The 20,507-nt window shown below is 56.8% G+C and carries 16 protein-coding genes; 8 read left to right on the top strand and 8 right to left on the bottom strand.

What is annotated here, in order from left to right; genetic code table 11:
* Positions 1–8: 8 nt before the first annotated feature.
* The 3 genes from Q0915_RS14375 to Q0915_RS14365 form a co-directional block, all read right to left on the bottom strand.
* Positions 9–653 (bottom strand): hemolysin III family protein, encoded by a 645-nt coding sequence (locus Q0915_RS14375; RefSeq protein ID WP_299472214.1) that lies wholly within the window; start codon positions 651–653, stop codon positions 9–11.
* A gap of 15 nt (positions 654–668) precedes the next feature.
* Positions 669–2,021: an MFS transporter gene (locus Q0915_RS14370; RefSeq protein ID WP_299472213.1), complete on the bottom strand. Its 1,353-nt coding sequence runs from the start codon at positions 2,019–2,021 to the stop codon at positions 669–671.
* Positions 2,022–2,117: 96 nt separating this feature from the next.
* Positions 2,118–3,083: a LysR family transcriptional regulator gene (locus tag Q0915_RS14365; protein ID WP_299472212.1), complete on the bottom strand. Its 966-nt coding sequence runs from the start codon at positions 3,081–3,083 to the stop codon at positions 2,118–2,120.
* A 78-nt stretch (positions 3,084–3,161) separates the two neighbouring features.
* On the opposite strand from Q0915_RS14365, the gene Q0915_RS14360 reads away from it, so the two are divergent.
* Both Q0915_RS14360 and Q0915_RS14355 read left to right on the top strand, forming a co-directional pair.
* Positions 3,162–4,082 carry a DMT family transporter gene (locus tag Q0915_RS14360; RefSeq protein WP_299472211.1) on the top strand — a complete coding sequence of 307 codons (921 nt, stop codon included), beginning with the start codon at positions 3,162–3,164 and terminating at the stop codon, positions 4,080–4,082.
* Positions 4,083–4,182: 100 nt separating this feature from the next.
* A complete protein-coding gene (locus Q0915_RS14355; protein WP_299472210.1) occupies positions 4,183–4,767 on the top strand; it encodes a nitroreductase family protein in 585 nt (194 codons plus the stop codon).
* 342 nt (positions 4,768–5,109) lie between these two features.
* Here the strand turns inward: Q0915_RS14355 and Q0915_RS14350 are convergent, their stop codons facing one another.
* Together Q0915_RS14350 and Q0915_RS14345 are read right to left on the bottom strand one after the other, a co-directional pair.
* Positions 5,110–8,259, bottom strand: a complete 3,150-nt coding sequence (locus Q0915_RS14350) for an efflux RND transporter permease subunit (RefSeq protein WP_299472209.1) — start codon at positions 8,257–8,259, stop codon at positions 5,110–5,112.
* 15 nt (positions 8,260–8,274) lie between these two features.
* Positions 8,275–9,378 carry an efflux RND transporter periplasmic adaptor subunit gene (locus Q0915_RS14345; protein WP_299472208.1) on the bottom strand — a complete coding sequence of 368 codons (1,104 nt, stop codon included), beginning with the start codon at positions 9,376–9,378 and terminating at the stop codon, positions 8,275–8,277.
* 252 nt (positions 9,379–9,630) lie between these two features.
* On the opposite strand from Q0915_RS14345, the gene Q0915_RS14340 reads away from it, so the two are divergent.
* Positions 9,631–10,167, top strand: coding sequence for a DUF2867 domain-containing protein (locus Q0915_RS14340; RefSeq protein WP_299472207.1), 537 nt, complete (start codon positions 9,631–9,633; stop codon positions 10,165–10,167).
* Positions 10,168–10,177: 10 nt separating this feature from the next.
* Here the strand turns inward: Q0915_RS14340 and Q0915_RS14335 are convergent, their stop codons facing one another.
* Positions 10,178–10,834, bottom strand: a complete 657-nt coding sequence (locus Q0915_RS14335) for a cupin domain-containing protein (protein ID WP_299472206.1) — start codon at positions 10,832–10,834, stop codon at positions 10,178–10,180.
* Between the two features lie 227 nt (positions 10,835–11,061).
* On the opposite strand from Q0915_RS14335, the gene Q0915_RS14330 reads away from it, so the two are divergent.
* Positions 11,062–12,537 (top strand): ATP-binding protein, encoded by a 1,476-nt coding sequence (locus tag Q0915_RS14330; RefSeq protein WP_299472205.1) that lies wholly within the window; start codon positions 11,062–11,064, stop codon positions 12,535–12,537.
* A gap of 334 nt (positions 12,538–12,871) precedes the next feature.
* On the opposite strand, the gene Q0915_RS14325 is transcribed toward Q0915_RS14330, so the two are convergent.
* Positions 12,872–15,601 (bottom strand): autotransporter outer membrane beta-barrel domain-containing protein, encoded by a 2,730-nt coding sequence (locus tag Q0915_RS14325; protein ID WP_299472204.1) that lies wholly within the window; start codon positions 15,599–15,601, stop codon positions 12,872–12,874.
* Between the two features lie 546 nt (positions 15,602–16,147).
* On the opposite strand from Q0915_RS14325, the gene Q0915_RS14320 reads away from it, so the two are divergent.
* Entirely contained in the window at positions 16,148–16,618 is a 471-nt protein-coding gene (locus Q0915_RS14320; protein WP_299472203.1) for a DM13 domain-containing protein, read from the top strand.
* A gap of 41 nt (positions 16,619–16,659) precedes the next feature.
* On the opposite strand, the gene Q0915_RS14315 is transcribed toward Q0915_RS14320, so the two are convergent.
* Complete coding sequence (locus Q0915_RS14315) at positions 16,660–16,977, bottom strand: hypothetical protein (protein WP_299472202.1); 318 nt, start codon at positions 16,975–16,977, stop codon at positions 16,660–16,662.
* A gap of 292 nt (positions 16,978–17,269) precedes the next feature.
* Here Q0915_RS14315 and hmgA point away from each other — a divergent pair, with 292 nt between their 5' ends.
* The 3 genes from hmgA to Q0915_RS14300 are packed head-to-tail and all read left to right on the top strand — an operon-like array spanning position 17,270 to position 20,465.
* Positions 17,270–18,574, top strand: a complete 1,305-nt coding sequence (gene hmgA, locus Q0915_RS14310; RefSeq protein ID WP_299472334.1) for a homogentisate 1,2-dioxygenase — start codon at positions 17,270–17,272, stop codon at positions 18,572–18,574.
* An 8-nt stretch (positions 18,575–18,582) separates the two neighbouring features.
* Positions 18,583–19,452, top strand: coding sequence for an MBL fold metallo-hydrolase (locus Q0915_RS14305; RefSeq protein WP_299472201.1), 870 nt, complete (start codon positions 18,583–18,585; stop codon positions 19,450–19,452).
* Positions 19,453–19,457: 5 nt separating this feature from the next.
* On the top strand, positions 19,458–20,465 hold the full coding sequence (locus Q0915_RS14300; RefSeq protein WP_299472200.1) for a fumarylacetoacetate hydrolase family protein: 1,008 nt from the start codon (positions 19,458–19,460) through the stop codon (positions 20,463–20,465).
* Positions 20,466–20,507: the final 42 nt, after the last annotated feature.

Raw genomic sequence — 20,507 nt, 5'->3', positions numbered from 1 at the left:
AGGCAAACCTATGTAAGCGCCACATCGTGGAGAACCGCGCCGAAGTGGCAAACGGCGGCGGCGAGCACGAACGCATGCCAGATGGCATTCTGGAAGGGTAGACGCTTCCACGCATAGAAGATCGTGCCGATCGTATAGAGCAATCCGCCCGCGAGGATCATGTAAAAACCGAATGCCGACGCTTTCTCGATAAGTGGATTGGCCGCAAAGACGACCACCCATCCAAGGCCGAGATAAATCGGCAGGGTCAGGCGTTCGGTACGCGTCAGATGCACCAGCTTCAGCAGCGCGCCGGTCAAGGCGCCGGTCCACACGATGGCCAGCAGAACACCGCCGGTCCAGCCGCCGATGATGACGGCGGCAAGCGGCGTGTATGTGCCTGCGATCATCAGGAAAATTGCCGCGTGATCGAGCCGCCTCAAGAGACCTGACTTGTGATCCTTGGCCAGCATGTTGTAGAGCGCAGAACAGATGAGCATGGTCATCAGGCAGGCAGCGTAGATCATCACGGTGATTTGCCGTGTGGGGTCATCATTGTTCCACAGGGTTACTGCAAGGACGACGGAAGCAGTGAGACCGAGGAAGATGCCGAGTGCGTGTATTGCACCGTCGGCAATCATTTCTGCAAGGGTCTGCGCCCTGAATTCCGTCATGCAGTTGTTTCCTGGCTATGGCGTTGAATCATGTTCCAGTGCGATGGAGCTGTAGGCGCACGCGAGCGCGAGCAGGACGCCCATGGTCACGAATATCGAGGTGAAATCGGCTCCCATCGCCAAAAGCACGCTTCCGAGCGTCACGCCGAGCGTACCGCCGACGAGCCGTGCGCTGATAATGAGGCCACTGACTTCGCCCTGTTTGTCCCTCGGGACCGCATTTGCCGTGATACGCCCTGTCGGGATCATGGCGAAGGGCAGGAAAACACCCCACAGCAGCAAGGCCGGTGCCAGCACCCAATAATTGTCGAGGAGCATCACGACGCCGACCAGGATGCACGAGACGGCAAGCAACGCCATTGAAACGAGTACCGGTTTTCGTGACCCGTATTTGTCAGAGAAATTGCCCGCAGGAGCTGCCAGGATCGGCATGGGCAAAACAGCGATCACGGTGCCAAGTCCAGCCCAGAACGCGGAATAGGATAACTCAAGCTGGAGAAAGTGCGGAACGTAGATGGCAACCACGATCTTGCTCATCTGCGTAAGCAGGATAATCATTGTGCTTGCATGAAACGGGGGCAGTTTGAAAAGGCGAACGTCGATCAGCGGTTTGGCTTTTCGGGCTTCGTAAACGACAAAAACCGCAAGTCCAACAATTCCACCGACAATCGTTCCTGCGATAACGGGTGAAATCCAGCCAAAGTCCGGACCTTCCATCAGGCCGAAGATGAATGCCGTAAGCCCTATCAGAAGAAGAACCAGGCCAATCGGGTCGACGACCGGGCGTGGTCGCGGCTTTTCCGGATTGCGCCAGAGGATGCAGGCAAGAACGCATCCTGTGACAACAACAGGAATGTTGATCCAGAAAACCCAGCGCCAAGACAGAAAGTCCGTCAGAATGCCGCCGAGCAACGGGCCTGCTGCCAGAAATATCGTCGCCATGGAGGCGAGAGTCCCAATCGCCCTGCCGCGCTCGTTCTCATCGAAAGTCAGTGTTGCAGCGGCAAGCGTCATGGGAAACATGATGGCGGCACAAAAGCCCTGAACAACGCGCATCGAAATCAGGATGGAAATGCTGTCTGCGAAGCCCGCAACGAGGCTTGAGACGGCTAAGACGATGCTGCAGGCTATGAGCGCGGGCCGGAAGCCGAACAGGTCGATGGCTTTGCCGCCGACAGCGGCAAAGCAGGTGAACGCGAGCATATACGCGTTGATGATCCAGTGTGAAGTTGTCGCGGAAAGCTGAAAGTGTTCGCGAATGGCCGGCAGGGAAACGCCCAGGACAGTCTCATCGAGCATAACGAGGCCGCCGAGGCACCCGACGGCAAGAACAAGGCCTCGTTTGCGCTCTTTTTCGGATAATGCCATTCTGCGACGTTCCTCATGCCTAGCGGGACCCGGGCCGACATGCCCCCAAAACGGTTATCACCTTAAGGCAGCTTCGCGAGATTAACATAACTGAATTTACGACATGTTTTCAGCGGTTGGTTCCTCCGCGCCGAACCCGAGCGTGGACAGCGCCCGGTCGGACAATCTGCTCCATGTCAAAAGGGCATCCGCAAGAAGGGCTGCCGGACTGTCGTCTGGATCGGATGCCCGCCTGACGCACCACCAGTCGAGAAACATGCCCTCGTCGGCAATGGGTCTGGCAACAAGTGTGCCGTCTGCCAACTCCGGTTCGATGGCCCACTGACTGAACAGCGCAACCCCGAAATTGGCGCGCACGAGGTCTATGACCGCCTCAGGGGTCGGCATTGATGTCAGACGCCTGAAGGGTTCAACGGGTGGGCCGAGGAGCGTTGTCCAGTCAAAGCCGGGTTCGGCGGCAAGCGGGTAAACGAAAAAGCGTTCGTCCCCCATATTGAGACTGTTGACCACCGGTTCCGCCGCAAGCGCGTGGTGTCTCGACATGACTGCCACGATCGGGTCGGATCCAAGCTTGACGGACGTGAACTGGGCATGGGCGGGTTCCCGTCCAAAAAACAGCGAAACGTCAACCGACCCGTTGACCAGCGATGCCAACGGGTGCGACGTCGCACTAGCCGACAAATCGACCGTCAGTCCACGGTCCTCCTTCTCCAGGTATTCCAGAAAGGCCGGAAACCAGTGGAATCGGCTATAAGTCGCCTGACCCAACCGCACAAGGATACGTTTTTCCTGCTCGGAGGCCTCGAGTTCCTGCTCGAGCCGAAAAAGTTCCGCAAGAAAAGTCTCTCCCAGGCGGCGCAATCGTTCGCCTCCAGACGTCAGATGCAGACCTGACTCGCCGCGTTGGACGAGCGTGAGCCCGACCCGGCGTTCCGCTTCACGCAGCCTGTGGGAGGCCGCGGACTGGGTAATCCCAAGACGCGCGGCAGAAAGTGTCATGCTCCCCGTTTCCTGAATGGCGGAGAGCAGTGTCAAATGGTGAATGGCAAGCTTTGGAATCATGAGTGTATGAAATCATTTCATGAAAAGAATGAAAACTAAGAATTTCATTTATGATGAAATGCGAGGTAACAAAAATGCATGTCAAACCTTTCGCTTCCCCGAGTCAGCTTCAGTCCGGCAGTGGCCACACTCACGATCATCGCGGCCTCGCTTTGTTTCGGCCTCGTGCCGGTTTTTGTCCGTGAATTGCAGGACATGGGAACGGGTCCGGCGACGATCGCGCTCTACCGTTACGGAATCTCGGTCCTTGTCTTGCTGCCATTCGTTCCAAGAGCCAGGCACAAGCGAGGTCCCGCGCTGCTGCTGGGCGCCGCTGGAGCTGTTTTCGCACTCAGCATGATCGGATACGTGGAAGCAATCAGCGTTGCGCCACTGGCAGCTGCTGGCGTGGTCTATATGTCCTACCCCGCATTCGCAGCATTCTTTGCATGGGTATTGCTCAAGCAGGCGCTGTCCTGGAGAACCTTTGCGGCAGCTGGTCTTGTGATCGGTGCGGCTGCGCTTCTGCTCGACCCGGCGTCTCTGTCCCCGGAAGTCTTTGCGGTTCTGGTCTGGGCTATTCCGACACCGGTCGCCTTTGGTTTTCTGATCGTCGTCCTGAGTGGACTTGCCCGCGATCTCAGTTCGCTGGAACGCGCCGTCAGCACATTGATCGGTTCGATCCTGGGGCTCCTGCCTCTTGCCCTTCAGGAAAGCGGAGGTGCGCTCCTGCCGTCCACCCTTGACGGTTGGTGGCTGGTGGTACTCATGGGACTGATTACCGCGCTGATCCCGCAGCTCATGTACACAGTTGCATGCCAGAAAATTGGTCCGATGCGAACAGCGGCGGCCGGCAGTTTCGAGTTGCCAACGATGTTTCTGGTCGGCTGGTTTGTTTTTGGTGAAAAATTCGGCGTGCTCGAAATGGTTTGTGCCCTTCTTGTCCTGTCGGCTATTTTGGTTGCTCCGGCGCCCGGGGCGCGCCCGGAGAGGGCAGCGCAAGCGGTCCCAGTCAACTGACCGATCTTTGTGTCGCGTTTCTGTATCTCAATATGAAATACAGCTATCTCCGAAGCGTCCGGACAGGTTAGAAGCCCGGATCGTTTTGGAGATACCATCCATGTCTGGCCGAAATCCCGATCATCCCGTCAAGGACCTGTTCATCGCGCGGTGGTCGCCGCGCGCTTTCGACGCTTCCGAAATGCCCGAAGCCGACCTGAAAATTATTCTCGAGGCAGCGCGATGGGCACCGTCTGCCTTCAACATACAGCCCTGGCGCTTTGTTTATGCACGCCGGCAGGATGCCGATTGGCAGAAGCTTGTCGATCTGCTCAACCCGTTCAATCTCGACTGGGCGCAGCACGCATCGGCTCTTTTGTATCTTTTTTCGGATAGCGAAGTGGACGGCAAGAATGGCAAGCCGAACCGGCCGAGTGGAACCCATTCCTTCGATGCCGGGACAGCATGGGCCCATGTCGCGCTTCAGGCGACAACACTCGGCTATCACACGCATGCAATGGCTGGGATCCTGAGGGATGAGATCCATGACCGGCTTGGGGTGCCGCAGCGATTCAAACCGGAAGTCGCGATCGCAATTGGCAAACGCGGGGACCCCGGCAACCTTTCCGAAAGCCTGCAGGAGCGTGAGACACCAAGTCAGCGCATGCCTTTAAGCGAAATCGCCTTCGCCGGAACGTGGCAGTAATACCAAGCTCAAGAAATAAGGACCTATCTGATGGCGTTGTTCCGGTTTGCCGGCAAGGCGCTTTGTGCAGGACGGCCTGGTTGGCCGTTCAAACAAGGCAACGCCGTCCGGAGAGCCGGAACAGGCCACCGAAGGCCACGTTTGAAGGCTGTTCTGCCGCGTCGCAGGTTTTGGACGATAAACCATATCGCGCTGCAACCTGCTTCTTGCCGAACAGCCTTCAAACCCGGTCAGATCGGTTCTTATTTCTTGAGCTTGGTATAAGCAGGTCGCCGTAATCTCAAGCAGGAGCCAGACGGATGGTTGTCGGATGCCTGCAATGAGTCAGTTCACAATTCTCAACTATCCACCCGCACTTACCTGCGTCTTCTCTGAGGTATGTCCGGTCTTGCCGAACAGCTTTTCCCTGAGACCCTGAACGGCAACATAAAGGACCGGAATCATCAAGAGACCGATGGTGCTGTCGAGGATCATTCCGGCAAAGACGGGAAGGCCGATCGACACCCGGCTCGCTGAGCCCGCTCCGCTTGCAAAGACCAGCGGCAGAACGCCGATGATGAAGCAAAGTCCTGTCATCGTGACCGGACGGAAACGTGTGTGGGCCGCGCTGATCGCAGCCTCCGTGATGCTCATGCCTTCGTCACGGCAATTGCGCGAAAACTCAACAAGCATAATCGCTTTCTTGGCGGCCAGGCCGATCAGAAGGACCATGCCGATCTGCGCGTAGATGTTGTTGTTGAGCACGTCGATCAGGTAGAGCGGGATCATGGCGCCGCAAACCGCGAAGACCGCCGAGAGCATCACGGCAATAGGCAGCAGCCAGCTCTCATATTGTGCAACAAGGCAGAGATAGGCAAAGAGGAACGCCAGCAGGAAGATGTAGATGACATAGGAACCGGCCTCGATTTCCTGAAGCGACATGCCGGTCCACTCGACCGAATATCCCTTTGGCAGAACATCTTCGGTAACTTTCTGGAACGCCTCGATTCCGTCGCCGGTGCTGAAGCCTGTATTGGTCAGGCCCTGGACAGCAGCCGAGCGCACCATGTCGTATCTCGTCACGCTCTGGGGGCCGATGACGGGGGTGAGACTGACGAGCGTGCCGAGCGGTATCATGTCGCCCGAGGATCCGCGGACATAAATGTTGCCTACATCCTCAAGCGTTTGCCGGTATTCCGCATCCGAGGCGAGGATTACCCAGAAGATCTTGCCGTCGAGAATGAAGTTGTTGACGTAGTAGGAGCCGAGATTGGCCTGCAGGGCCGTAAAGATATCGCTGACATCGACACCAAGCGCCTCCGCCTTGTCGCGGTTCAGATCAACCTGATATTGCGGTGTGTTCGCCGACAGAGAACTGAAAACCTGCATGAAAATCGGGTCATTGTTGGCCGCGGCAAGGACGGCATTCGTAACAGCTCCGAGGTCGACAACGCTTGCGCCGGCATCATCTTGGATTTGTGCGGCGATACCGCCCGAAATTCCAAGGCCGTCGATCGGGGGCAGGGGAAAGACGAAGGCGATCGCCTCTTCAAAGGTCGCAAGCTTTGCGTTCAGTTCTCCAAGGATGCTGTACCATTGCGTCGCCGTTGTCTTTCGCTCATCCCATGGCGCCAGGATCGGAATGAGGGTGACATAGTTCGAACCTTCCCCGGCGATGATGCTGAAACCGGTGACGGAAATGACATCGGTGACACCGTCGACCTCCCGCATCACCTTGGTCATTTCCTTTGCGAGCGCGTCCGAACGCTGCAGCGATGCGCCGTCCGGCAGCTGGACATTGGCGAAGAGCACGCCCTTGTCTTCCAACGGAACGAATCCCGTCGCCGTTTCACGGAACATGAACACGGTGGCCGCTCCGGCGGCAACGAGTATCAGCAGCGACAGCGCGACGTTGCGGATCATGATCCGCACCAGCCACACATAGCCATCGCGCAGTTTATCTAAGAACCTTGCGAAGAAACCGAGAAAACGCGGCGGCTTCGCGTCCGATTTTCGAAGCAGTATGGAACAAAGCACGGGTGACAGCGTCAGGGCGTTGACGGCGGACAGACAGAAGGCAACCGTGATCGTCAGTGCGAATTGCAGATAGATCTGACCGGTGATGCCTGGAAAGAAACAGACAGGCACGAACACGGCCAGCAAGACAAACGTTGTCGCCACGATGGGACTTGTCACCTGGTCCATCGCCTTTAGCGTGGCCTCGCGCGGCGCAAGCCCTTCCTCGCTCATGATCCGCTCGGTGTTTTCGATAATCACGATCGCATCGTCGACCACGAGCGTAATCGCCAGGACAATGCCGAACAGCGTGATCAGGTTCGCGGAAAATCCGATCAGGTAAAGCACCGCGAGCGTGCCGAGAAGCGAAACGGGAATGGCGACTGCTGGAATGATGACGGCGCGCCAGTTCATCAGGAACATGAAAACGACGAAGACAACCAGGGTAGTGGTGATGGCAAGGGTTGTCAGGATCTCCTCGATCGAGGCGCGCACGGCCTTGGTAATATCGTAGAGAAGTTCGTATTCGACACCTTCGGGAAAGTTGGCCTTCATCTTTTCAAGCTCGGCGGTCACAAGGCTTGCGACATCGAGCGCGTTTGCACCTGGGCTCTGGTAGACGGCGATGGAGGTCGCAGGCTTGTTGTTCAGGGCCGAGTAGGCCGCATAAGAGCTGGAACCGAGTTCGACACGCGCCACGTCCCGCAGGCGAACGAGCTGGCCTGACGTATCGCCGGAAACGACGATGTCGCCGAACTGATCGGTCGTTTCCAGAAGACCCTGGGATTTCAGGGTGAATTGCAGGTCGGTTGGGCCCGCAAACGGGGCACCGCCGATTTGTCCGGCAGTTGCGCGGGCATTTTGCGCCTGAATTGCGTTTGAAAGGTCGGTGGCGGTCAGGTTCAGGGCCGACATCTGTTCCGGGTTCATCCAGACCCGCATGCTGTAATCAAGCGGGCCGAATTGCGACACACTACCAACGCCGGGCAGGCGCGACAGGCGGTCCTGCATATGGATCGTGGCGTAATTGCTCAGGAAGATCGCGTCCCGGCTCTCGTCCGGAGACACCAGGTTGATCACCTGGAGCATGTTCGCGGATTGCTTTTGCGTTGCAACGCCAAGCGTCTTGACCGGGTCCGGCAGGGTCGGTTCCGCAAGGGCGACCCGGTTCTGGACATTCACTGCAGCGATGTCGGGGTCGGTCCCGACCTCGAATGTGATCGTCAGCTGATAGGAACCCGAGTTTGAACTCGTCGACGACATGTACAGCATGTTGTCGACGCCATTCACCTGTTCCTCAATGGGGATCGCAACCGATTTCTCGATCAAACCGGAATCAGCGCCCGGATACTGTGCCGTCACGACAATCTGAGGCGGCGTGACGTCGGGATATTCCGAAATCGGGATAAAAATGATTGCAATGACCCCGACGAGCGATGCGATAAGCGAGAGGACGAGCGCAAAATTCGGACGGTCGATAAAAAACTTGGATAGCATGGCCGGAGGTCTCTTTTAACTCTTCGCTTCCACTGGGTCGACGGTCGAACCGGGGCTGACGCGCTGCAGACCTTGCACGACCACCCGTTCGCCTTGCTTGAGACCGGACTTCACTTCCCAAAGTGTGCCTGTTTGCCGGCCAAGCACCACGTCGCGGCGTTCCACCTTGTTGTTTGCATCGACGACAAAGACAAAGTGACCTTTCGTGTCGAGCTGGATCGCCGGCTGCGGAATGGCAGCCACCGTCTGCTGGTTTTCGTCCTTGACCAGAACGTTGACGAATTGCCCGGGGATCAGGAGGTTTTTCGGATTGTCGAATGTAGCGCGCAGTTCGACCGTGTCGCTGCCTTCTTCCACGGACGTGCCGACATAAGTGATCTTGCCCTCTGTCGGATAAGTCGATCCGTCCGCAAGAGTGAGGCCAACCTGAAGAGTGACGTTTTCGTTGCCGATGAGACCGGCTTCCCGGTCCTCGATCAGGTCTCTTTCACCCATATAGAAACTGACATAGATCGGATCGACGCTTGTGATTGTCGTCAGCGTCCCGGTGTTCGAATCGACAAGGTTGCCGACATTGACATTGGTCTTGCTGATGCGGCCGTCAATCGGACTGAAAATATCCGTGTAACCCAGATTGATCCCCGCCGTTTCAAGGTTCGCTTGTGCCTCGTCCACATTGGCCTGATCGACATCAGTTGTTGCCTTGGCGCCGTCGTAGGTTGCCTGGGAAATGTCTCCTTTGGCGAGAAGCTGTCTTTGACGCTCAAGCTCGATCTGGGAATTTGAAAGCGTTGCCTTGGCGCCTTCGAGCGTTGCCTTGGATTGGTCGACGCTGGCCTGGTAGAGGTCTTTTTCAACCACGTAAAGCAGGTCGCCTTTCTTGACGAAGCCGCCTTCGGTGAACTTGCGCTCTGTGAGATATCCTTCAACGCGGGCGACAATCTCGACCGATTTTGTCGCCTCGACCCGACCGACATATCTGGCACTGTTGTCGGGCGCGATCATCTGGACTTTGGCGATGCCGACTTTCTGCGCAGTCGAGCCGCTGTCCTGTGCGTAGGCGGCAACCGCGGAAGCAAGCGCTGCAATCAATCCCAGGAACACCGTTGCAGCTTTCATGACCCCTCCAGCGGAAACATATCTAAATCAACCATTTGGCATCATAACCGGAATGTTCGGCGACGCGATTGAAATCAGAGCAATTTAGGATCTATTTTTCCGGAAATTTCAATCTGTGAGTGCGCTGCGCATTAGCGGCGTTTGCCTAAATCATCGATTTGCGTGACCCGGCCAAGGTGTGTCAAAGCGCGCAGCGCGGTTGACCGGACGATGGGCTATCTTTGCCGCCGGTGCATCAAGGAGGTCACGATCATGAGCGTATCCGACACGTTGCCGAAAGAAAGCGTCCTGAATACCTACTATTCGCCGCGCGATTATCTGGACGTCTTTTCAGTTTCGCTTGAGGGGCGCCCGGATCTTCAGGAAGCGGACATGCGCGTTCTTGCCGACCACATGTTGATGGCGGATATCGGCTGGATGAACGCTCTCCTGAGCCTACGCGACAAGGTCGTGAAACCGCTCGGGTTGAAAACCACCGACGACCTGGCTCTCGAGCAGTCGGACACACCCGTAGCCGAACGCCAGCCGGGTGACCGGATCGGTTTTTTCAGGATCTTCCGGGTTAACGAGAACGAGATCGTTCTGGGAGAAGACGACTGGCATCAGGATTTCAGACTGTCGGTCTTTCGCCGGCAGGGAACGCGGCCTCGTGTCTACGCGTCAACCTGCTGCAAGCGCCATAACCTGTTCGGACACGCCTATCTCGCGCTGATCCTGCCGTTTCACAAGAAGATCGCATCCGCCGTTCTGGACAAGGCGGTCGCCCAGAAAATGTCCAGCGCCGCCTAGCAACTGACATTCAAACAGCAAGATGGCCCGTCTTGCGCCAAAGGCGCGTGCCCTGTTGTGTCCTGATGTCCTGGACGCTATCTGGAGGCAGGCGAAGCCAGGTTCCTGCGTCGTATCGCCCGTTCTGGTCTTCAAAGCTGCCTTCAAGAACATAGTATTCCACACCGCTGGGAAATGACTGCGCAGAAAATCGGGAGCCGCGCTCCCAGGTCAGCATCACGACTTCTTCGTCCGGACGAATGAAAAGCGGCAGGATTGCCTCGCCCGCACGGCCTGCCTGCCAGCCGGCCGGGTCGTGCGTATCGACACGAATATACGCGGTGTCATCTGGCTGCATCTGACGCAGTTTGACCAGGATTACAGCGCCCGGTTCACTTGAAGGAATATGGCGCGAGCCCGGTGGATTGCGCACATACATGCCTGCCGGAAAATCACCGCTTTCGTCCGAAAAGACGCCGTCCAGAACCAGAAACTCTTCACCAAGGTCATGCGTATGCGCGGAAAACGCCGAACCCGGGGCATATTTGACAAGGCTTGTGGCCCGCGCGACTTCTCCGCCGTCCCGTTCCAGCATGCGTCGTTCAACACCTCTCATGGGCGAGGCGATCCAGTCCAGCTTTGCACTTTCCACAACAGCGCGTTTACTCAAGTCAGAGTGGATTTGCATAGACTCTCTCCCACACGCGGTTCACCTTAATTTAAGATGGAGTTCCAGACCGCCTTGTGAAGAGCGAAAGGGTATTCATAATGCAAATCGGTGTGCTGAGGATTTCTGGGAAAACGACGGATTCCGACCTGGTGGACTTTGCAACGACACAGGAATCGTGCTGACTCCGACCCTGAACGTGCGGGAAAGCGGAGAATTTGCGGCGTGTCAACGCCGGACAGTGTTGCATGACAGTTGAGATCGATATCGGGGAAATGACGAGCGGCGCGCGCGCAGGGCTCGATCTGGAAGAGCTGCTGGCAACGCGTCTTCTCGTTCAGGGCAATTCAGGCTCCGGAAAATCACATCTTCTGAGACGATTGCTGGAACAGTCGGCAAGCTGGGTGCAGCAGGCGATCATCGACCCGGAAGGCGACTTCGTGTCGCTGGCCGAGAAGTTCGGCCACGTTGTTGTCGATGCCGTCGGCACCGAAAAAGACCTGCAGATGATCGCGGGCAGGGTGCGTCAACACCGGGTCTCCGTCGTTCTCAATCTGGAAGGCCTCGATGCGGACCGTCAGATGAAGGCGGCCGCGACATTTCTGGATGGCTTGTTCGACGCGGACCGCGACCTCTGGTATCCGATGGTTGTGGTTGTCGACGAGGCGCAGTTGTTTGCACCAGCCGCCGCTGGCGAAGTGACCGAGGAGGCGCGCAGGCGCTCGCTCGGCGCGATGACCAACCTGATGTGCCGCGGACGAAAGCGCGGTCTTGCAGGCATCATCGCGACCCAGAGACTGGCGAAACTTGCCAAGAATGTTGCCGCAGAAGCCTCGAACTTTCTTATGGGACGCACCTTTCTGGACATCGATATGGCGCGCGCGGCGGACCTGCTCGGCATGGAGCGGCGTCAGGCCGAGAGCTTCCGCAACCTTGACCGGGGCAATTTCATAGCGCTCGGGCCTGCAATGTCACGCCGTCCGGTACCGATCAAGATCGGCCCGGTCGAGACCATGGGGCGTGGCGGCAGCCCGAAGCTGATGCCCTTGCCTGAGCAGCCGAAGGAAGAGGCAAAGGACCTCATTTTTACGCGGTCGGAGGGCGAAGCCGTACCTGTCCGTCAACGCCATGTCGAACCCGTCGTATCGACGGGCGAAGTTCTCGATCAGCTCTCCAGTGCGGAACAGGCGAGCGGTGAAACAGCACCGCAGCCGGAAAACCTATTGGACTTCAGCGAGCGCGAGGACAGGATCGCAGAGATCATCGCGGGCATTCTTGAAGACGAGGAAGCAGCTTTCCAGCCGATTGCGACGCTCTACCAGGACTTCCAGGTCCGGTGCCGGATCGCAAAGCTGGCTGGTGGCACGCCTGACCTGCAGTCGTTCCGCGAAAAACTGTCGGTTGCCCGGGCAGGTGTCGAAAAGGGCGAGATGGACGACAGTGCCTGGGCCCAGGCCGAATTGATTGCCGCCGAACTGCCCGATGATATGCGCGGCGTCTACCTGCTTCTTGCGAAAGCCGCGCTGGCGAAAGCGCCTTGCCCGGGCAATCTTGAAATCGCGACTGCATACGGAACACGTTCCCCGGGACGGGCCCGCTGGCTGTTGAGCCACATGGAAGAACGCGGCTTCCTGGTCTGCGCGACGGATCTGCGCGGCAACCGGATCGTCACCCTGACGGATCTCGGCTGGCAAACGGCACCGGGTGACGAGGCGGCCGCCTAGGTCTGAATACTACGACCTTTTTTGCTGCGCAGCGCCGCTCGTATGAGATTGCCGTTCAAGCCTGGCATAGCGGTTAGTGACCCGGGCAGGGTTGATTGTGTTGTTTGACACTCTCGTCAGATGGGCCTGCAAGAAATTGCAGTACGACAACCATTGTTGAAGGGATGCTCTAAAGCATCAGCCTTTTGCGCTAATCCACACAATGGCTTTTCTCGCGCAATGAAATGATGAACCTCCTGGTCAATTTCCGCGCTTGCCTCGCCGCGTTTAGACCGTGAGGTTGACCCGCGACCGCCAAGGGCGCGCGCATCGCAATGATGCTTCCAAGGACGGATTAGAACCTCACGCTTCCCTTGAGTGAAAATCCGTGTTGCTGGGTGTCTGATGAAAACAAACCGTCGTATGAAAGCTTCATCGTTGTGCCTTCGTTTAAAAACGCCGTGGCACCAACGGCAACATCAGCAAACACATCTCCAAAATCCGAAGAGTTGGTGAACGCGCTGGTACCAGCCGAAGCATTTGCAAAACTTGCTGTGACACCATGGTCACTGTCAGCATAATAGCTCAAACCGGCCCTGACATACGGCCGCAGAAGACTGTTCTCAAACAGCTCGATCTCATTGCCGATTTCCAATGCGGGTGAAATAGATACGTAGGTATCTGAACTGCTTGAAACGCTCAAATTTGCGCCGCCGCCGCCACTCTCAGTAACGCCACCACGATTGAGGTGTGTGACATTCACATCGAGCTGGGGCTTAAAGAACCACGTTTCGTGCGTTAGCAGATATGCGGCACGAGCCTGTGCGGTCACATGAGATACATTGTGATCAGAACCGGAAACAAGATCTAATCCCCCGAAGTTGATGGTCCGGTCAGTGTTGTAGGTGTCGATGCCTCCGCTGAGCGCGGTAGCAAACAGGAAAGCACCATTTTGATATTTAAGTGTTGCACCGGCAGTGAAGCGGTTCCCGTCGCTGTCGGCATTTGCATTTGTGCTCAGTGAGAAGCGCTCATATCCGAGCCCAAGGCCAGCATACCAACTCGGAGCAAGCTCCAGCTGAACACCGGCAGCAAGGCCACCTGTATTTTCTTGAAACCCGACGGCACTGCTGCTGTCGTTCCGACTGGTAAACCGACCGTGCGGGCGTACCCAAACGCACTGACCTTCACTGATCGCGGATAAACCGTCCCCGGCAAGGTCGCAGGAAAACAACAGGTTGGAAAAGTCGTTTGCCGCAAAGAGAGACGCGGTTTCAGTGTTTAGAAAAACCTCTGCCGACAGTTGGTCAAGCGCCTCCTGATATGCTCCCAAACTGAAAACACCATTCACAAGAGCGCTCAAAATGGGCTCCATGTCTCCCGGCCCCGCACTGAGTGCGGTATTCAGACTGTTAGCAACACTGGCTTGATTGGAATTCAGGCCGCTAACAGCCAAATCAATCGACGTACTGAGAACAATGTCGTTTGCATTCGGATACGAAAGACTTGCCTGCAAGGCGGGACTGGTCGCGACGGCAAGGCCGGCATTCACCGCGCCACCGGAAGCCGAAATGATGGTGGACGATTGTTGGCCTGCCGTGAGATTAATCAATTGCGGCGTGATCGTACCGTTGAAAGAGGCTGATCCGCTCACATCGATACGGTCCGCCGTTCCGGCTGTCGTATCCACTGTGATTGTCGTCGTTCCGCTGCTGGTTTGCGTAAGATTCCCGGTCAACGCGGTGTTGCTGACTGCCGATGCCCCACCCGGAGAGAGGTTACCGGCATTGGTCAAACTGTTTCCCGCTCCAAGCGTAACGGTTGTTCCGGAATTGAAGATACCAGTTGACAGGTTGTTGAACGTGTTGGTCCCTGCACCAAGGGTCACATTACCGGTAATCGTGCCGGAGTTGTTGATTAATTCGTCACCATTCTCCCCGCTCAGCGCAAGACCCGATTGAGCTGTTATGGATGCATAGTTGTTGAGCGTATTGGAGACCCCGGCAGCACCTTCGAACGAAACACCGGCGCCTGTCCCGGTTCCGCCGTCAATTGCTCCACTCATCAGATTAACGGTGCTGGTGCCGGAAGTGTTGACGTCTATCCGTAAGGCGTCGCCCACAGCAGAAGTTACGTCACCTGAGGAAGTGACGGTCGCAGATCCGGTATCGACCTCGGCCTCAATGCCAGTTCTCGTTGCTGAATAAACGTTACCAGTAGAACTCACCGTGACACTATTTTCGGAAGATGCCTCAATGCCTTCGTTCTGCGCGGTGATGTTGCCCACGGACGTAACGACGGTGCTCGCGGCACCTCCTCCAGAAGCATCAATTCCAATGCCGTTTTGGGAGGTAATATTGCCGGTGGACGTTACAGTGACACTGCCTTCTAGGCGCAAAAATGCATTGATGCCATCACTGTTAGCGTCGATATCGCCCGTATTGGTTATCGTGATTGCACCGTCGCCTCCTTCCTTGCTCGCGTCAATACCTATCGCTGTTCCAGCCGTAATCGCACCAGTGGAGGTGATCGTCATGTTGCCGTTGCCAAAGTGATCGGCGTTTATGCCATCACGACCTCCGGTTACGGTCCCTTCGGAAGTAACTGTTACGTTTCCGTCCACGTTAGCAAGGAAGGCACCAAGCCGGGCGTCGATACCATTGGATGCGCCAGTCGAAGTGATCGAAGATGACCCCAAATCGACATCGATAGTAATATCCTGCGCCGTCGTGCTGGTAAGGTCGATGCCATCCACTCCGGAGGCGGGAGCAATATCCTGCGTCAGATTGTTCACGTTGAGCGTTGTGAGAGGTGCGCTGGCAGCGACGCCCGATGACACGTCCCCGGTACACGTCGCACTGGTGCCCGAAACGATACATGAACCAGAACTTGGAGGGATGACTGTTTGCGCAGTCAAAGGTTGCGAATGGCCGATGAGAACACCTGCGCCTGCCGCTGTCGCAAGAAGAAGATTGCGAAGCGGTATTGAAGCGTCCAATCCAGCCAATAATGTATCGCCAAATTGAGTATTGCGCTTGGCTGTATGCCCCGGAAAGATCAGTTCCGCTGCAAAGATGCCTGACATTGATGCCCCTCCGATTTCAATAGAGGGTTAAGCATGTTTGCGGCAATCCGCAAGCCGACGCCTCGAAAAAGCTCGATACTTTTACCAGTAGTAGGTGTTGTGAAATGTCAGTTCCCGGCCCCGATATGTCATCTCAAAGTACAACTGGTTCGGATCGCTTACTAACCTCAATCAGAACAGCTGTTCCTTGTTGGCTGCGAGGCGTCCAGAACGGTCTCTGGCTTGCAAGAATGTGATGAGGATCCCTTTGCGGACGTCCTTCTCGGACCAGCGAATGAAGCGATTGTATAAGCTTTATCAGTGCCAATGGATTGTTGGTGCATCAACCCAACGTTCCACCTGATTTGAATAGCCTCATTGTGTATCTAAAGCCGAGGCAATCCAGTCTGGCAGACAGCGCCGGGTGACGAAGTAGCCTCCTGAGTTCAAGATGGGCTCGCGGAACGCATAAACTGCAGCGCACGGAAACGTCATGGTAGATTGGGTTGAACGCCCGCCAGTGCTGCTTAGGTGTGGCACACGTCAATGTGATATTGAGGACCCGACATGTTGCGTCTGATTCTGCTTTTGGTATCCCATGGAGCCGTACTAGCCGTCGGGTTCGCCCTCGGGGTGTATTTCCTGCCAATCCTGACCGAACCGCAGGGGCCGGACGAAGCTGTTCTGGCCGAGGCGGCCGCGGGCGCACAGTATGAGGCCAGCCTGACAAGAGACCTTGCAGGCAGCGATTTCCTGCACTGGGGCGAGGGCACGTTTAGCATTTCTCCCCAGCGGATCGTGCATAAGGGAGAGTTGTCTCCCGGTCCCGACTACAAGCTCTATCTCGTCAAGGAATTCGTAGAGGACGAGGCCGGGTTCGAGGCCGTCAAGGAAAGCGCTGTCCAGCTTGGTGACATCAAGACATTCGACGGCTTTATCGTTGATGTGCCCGAGACGGTAAGCATCGACGACTACAACACCGTGCTGGTCTGGTGTGAGGCCTTTGGGGAATTCATCACGGCTGCCAAGTACCGCTGACGGATTGAACGCAGCACACTTTTCGCCGGCTATCCCGATGATCAGATCGCTGGCCGCATCCGACGGGCAGACAGATTGGGATCAACAACTTTGACAGGGCTCCGGGCGAGCAGATAGTCAAGCTGCGACAGTTCGAGTGTTATTCCGTCGATCGTTCTGACCAGAACGCTTTCCATGTAACTGCCTGCAGGACTTTGCTCTCGAATGGCGATTGCCCGGTCCTTTGCCTTGCGCAGATAGATGATCATCTGGTGCACATCTTCAGGTGTCACATCGGTTGCCTGCGGCACTTCGGAGCCGGCTGCCTCTGACGACAGGACAACGGAAGAATGGCCTTGCAAAGGGCTGACAAACTGCATTGCTAACCTCGGATGTTCCTATTTTGTTCTTTTTACCGTATTCTGGACACGTGATCAAGACAGGGTCTTGTAATTTCCGGAACGCCTGAACCGAATTTGCCTGGAGAGTTCGAAAAGGCTCCGACAAATCAAGAGCTTGAAAAATCGTCTCGGTTCTTCCTTGAACCCCTTTGTAAAATTGGTTACACATGTAACTAATTTATCCCCGAACCGGGAGGACGTCATGGATCAGAGAACCGACAGCACGCAAAAATTGTCCGGCAACGGGCGCAATTCAGTGGCCTTCGACTATATGCCGGGCTTCGGCAATGACTTTGAGACGGAGGCGCTGCCCGGGTCCTTGCCACAGGGCATGAACAGCCCTCAGAAATGCGCATATGGTCTTTACGGTGAACAGCTTTCTGGAACAGCGTTTACGGCGCCAAGCCATCAGAACGAGCGGACCTGGTGTTATCGCATCCGCCCATCGGTGAAGCACACCAGCCGTTTTGAAAAGATAGATCTGCCTTATTGGAAAAGCGCTCCGAATATTGCCGACGACGTCATTTCGCTCGGGCAGTATCGCTGGGATCCGGTGCCGCATTCCAGCGAAGAGCTTTCCTGGCTGACCGGTATGCGCACCATGACGACCGCCGGAGATGTCAATACCCAAGTCGGCATGGCAAGCCATATCTATCTGGTGACCAGATCGATGGAGGACGAATACTTCTTTTCCGCCGACAGCGAGCTTCTGGTAGTGCCGCAGGAAGGAATTCTGAGGTTCTGCACAGAACTCGGCGTGATCGAGCTGGAGCCGAAGGAAATTGCCATCATCCCGCGCGGGCTGGTCTACCGGGTCGAAGTTGTCAAAGGTCCCGCACGAGGATTTGTCTGCGAGAACTACGGACAGAAATTCGAGCTGCCGGGAAGGGGACCTATCGGCGCCAACTGCATGGCAAACCGACGCGATTTCAAATCCCCGGTCGCCTGTTTCGAGGACCGTGAAACGCCGTCAACGCTGACGGTGAAATGGTGCGGCCAGTTCCACGAGACAAAGATCGGCCATTCGCCTCTCGATGTTGTCGCCTGGCACGGCAATTATGCGCCGTGCAAATACGATCTGAGGAACTACTGCCCGATCGGCGCGATCCTGTTTGATCATCCCGACCCCTCTATCTTCACCGTACTGACCGCCGCGTCCGGTGTTCCGGGAACCGCCAATATCGACTTCGTGCTGTTCCGCGAACGCTGGATGGTCATGGAAGATACGTTCCGCCCGCCATGGTATCACAAGAACATCATGTCCGAACTGATGGGCAACATTTATGGCCAGTATGACGCCAAGCCCAAGGGTTTTGTGCCGGGTGGTATGAGCCTCCACAATATGATGCTGCCGCATGGCCCGGACAAAAATGCCTTCGAGGGCGCGTCCAACGCGGATCTGAAGGCGGAAAAGCTCGACAACACAATGTCTTTCATGTTCGAGACCCGTTTTCCGCAACACCTCACGGAATTTGCCGCCAAGGAAGCGCCACTTCAGGACGACTATATTGACTGCTGGGACTCTCTTGAGAAAAAGTTCGATGGCACCCCTGAGGGAACCTGGAACAAGGGTTGAGCAGTCAAATGGCTCTAAAGGATCTCGACGACCGTCTTGTTATTCTCGGGTCGAAAGGCGGTCCGGCGATCAGACCGGGCGGACCGTCGCCGACGAGTGCACTGATCGAGATCGGCGGCCGCAGGTGTGTCGTTGATTGCGGGTTGGGCATAACGCGCGCCCTCGTCGAGGCCGGTATCTTTCTCAAGGATCTCGACATTGTCTTCGTGACCCACTTGCATTCCGATCATGTGCTGGAACTCGGGCCGCTTTTGCACACTGCCTGGACGACAGGTCTGGCGCATCCGGTGAAAATCTACGGTCCTACGGATCTGATGGAATATTGGGATGGGTTCCTGAATTCCATGCGTTACGATATCGACCTGAGGATCGAAGACGAGGGACGTCCTGACCTGCGCGATCTTGTTGAAATCCATCTGATTCAGGAAGGGGTCGTCCCCCTTGGCGACGACAAGCTTTCGGTTTCAGCGCTTCGGGTCGATCATCCGCCGGTGATCGACTGTTTCGCCCTGAGATTCGAGGCTCCGGGCTGGTCCGTCGTCTTTTCCGCGGACACGGCCTATTTCCCGCCATTGGCCGAGTTCGCGGAGCATTGCGATATTCTGGTTCATGAGGCGATGCTGGAACGGGGAGTCGACAAGATCGTGGAAATTACCGGCAACGGCGCGCGGCTCAGGGAACATCTCCTGGCAAGTCACACGCTCGCCCCTGATGTTGCGGAAATCGCAGAAGCTGCCGGGGTCAGGACCCTGGTGCTCAATCATTTGATCCCGGCCGACCTGCCGGGCTTTGAAACGAAAGAATGGCTTGAAGCCACAAAGGCCTTTTCCGGCAAAACCATTGTCGCCCATGATGGCCTGACAATCACAAGGAGCTGAAATTCATGAAACTGGCAACGCTCAAGGATGGCAGCCGGGACGGCAAGCTGGTCGTGGTCAACGAAAGGTTGACCTTTTGCACCGATGCCAGCCACATCGCACCGACGCTGCAGGCCGCGCTGGACGACTGGGACACAATTGCTCCAAAGCTCGCACTTCTGGCGGAAAGCCTGTCGCATGAGGCCGTGCCGACAATCCGGTTTCACGAGCATGACGCCCTGTCGCCGCTGCCGCGCGCGTTTCAGTGGGCGGACGGCTCGGCCTATGTCAATCACGTGGAGCTGGTGCGCAAGGCCAGAGGGGCCCAGATGCCGGACAGTTTCTGGACGGATCCGCTGATGTACCAGGGCGGCTCCGACACATTCCTTGCCCCGCGCGATCCGATCAGAATGCGCGACGAGGCCTGGGGCATTGATATGGAGGGCGAGATTGCTGTCATTACCGGTGACGTCCCGATGGGCATCAGCCCTGCGGACGCTCTTGGCACGATCCGTCTTGTGATGCTGGTCAATGACGTGTCCCTGCGCGGACTTATCCCGGCAGAGCTCGGCAAGGGCTTCGGTTTTTTCCAGTCAAAACCGTCCTCCACGTTTTCTCCCGTCGCCGTGACACCGGACGAACTGGGCGATGCCTGGAAAGACGGCAAACTGCACCTGCCGCTCCAGGTGGACCTGAACGGCGCTCCGTTCGGCCGTGCCGAGGCAGGCGTCGACATGACCTTTGATTTCGGTCAGCTCATCGCCCATGCCGCAAAGTCTCGGGACCTGGGCGCCGGCGCGATCATCGGCTCCGGTACAGTTTCCAACAAGCTTGACGGCGGTCCCGGCAAGCCGGTCGCAGAGGGAGGTGTCGGCTATTCCTGTATTGCCGAGATCCGCATGATCGAGACCATCAAGGACGGTCAGGCCAAGACCCCGTTCATGAAATTTGGTGACACGGTGCGCATCGAGATGGTGGACGGCGACGGTCATTCGATTTTCGGGGCGATCGAACAGACGGTGGAGAAAGTCTAGCAGGGTTGAACCCGCAGCCTTTGAGAATTTTCAACGACGCGC

Origin of the sequence: uncultured Roseibium sp., assembly GCF_947494555.1 — a bacterium.
Lineage (GTDB): Bacteria > Pseudomonadota > Alphaproteobacteria > Rhizobiales > Stappiaceae > Roseibium.
The sequence above is the reverse complement of the archived record's forward strand: the minus strand, read 5'-3'. Positions and strand labels throughout refer to the sequence as shown.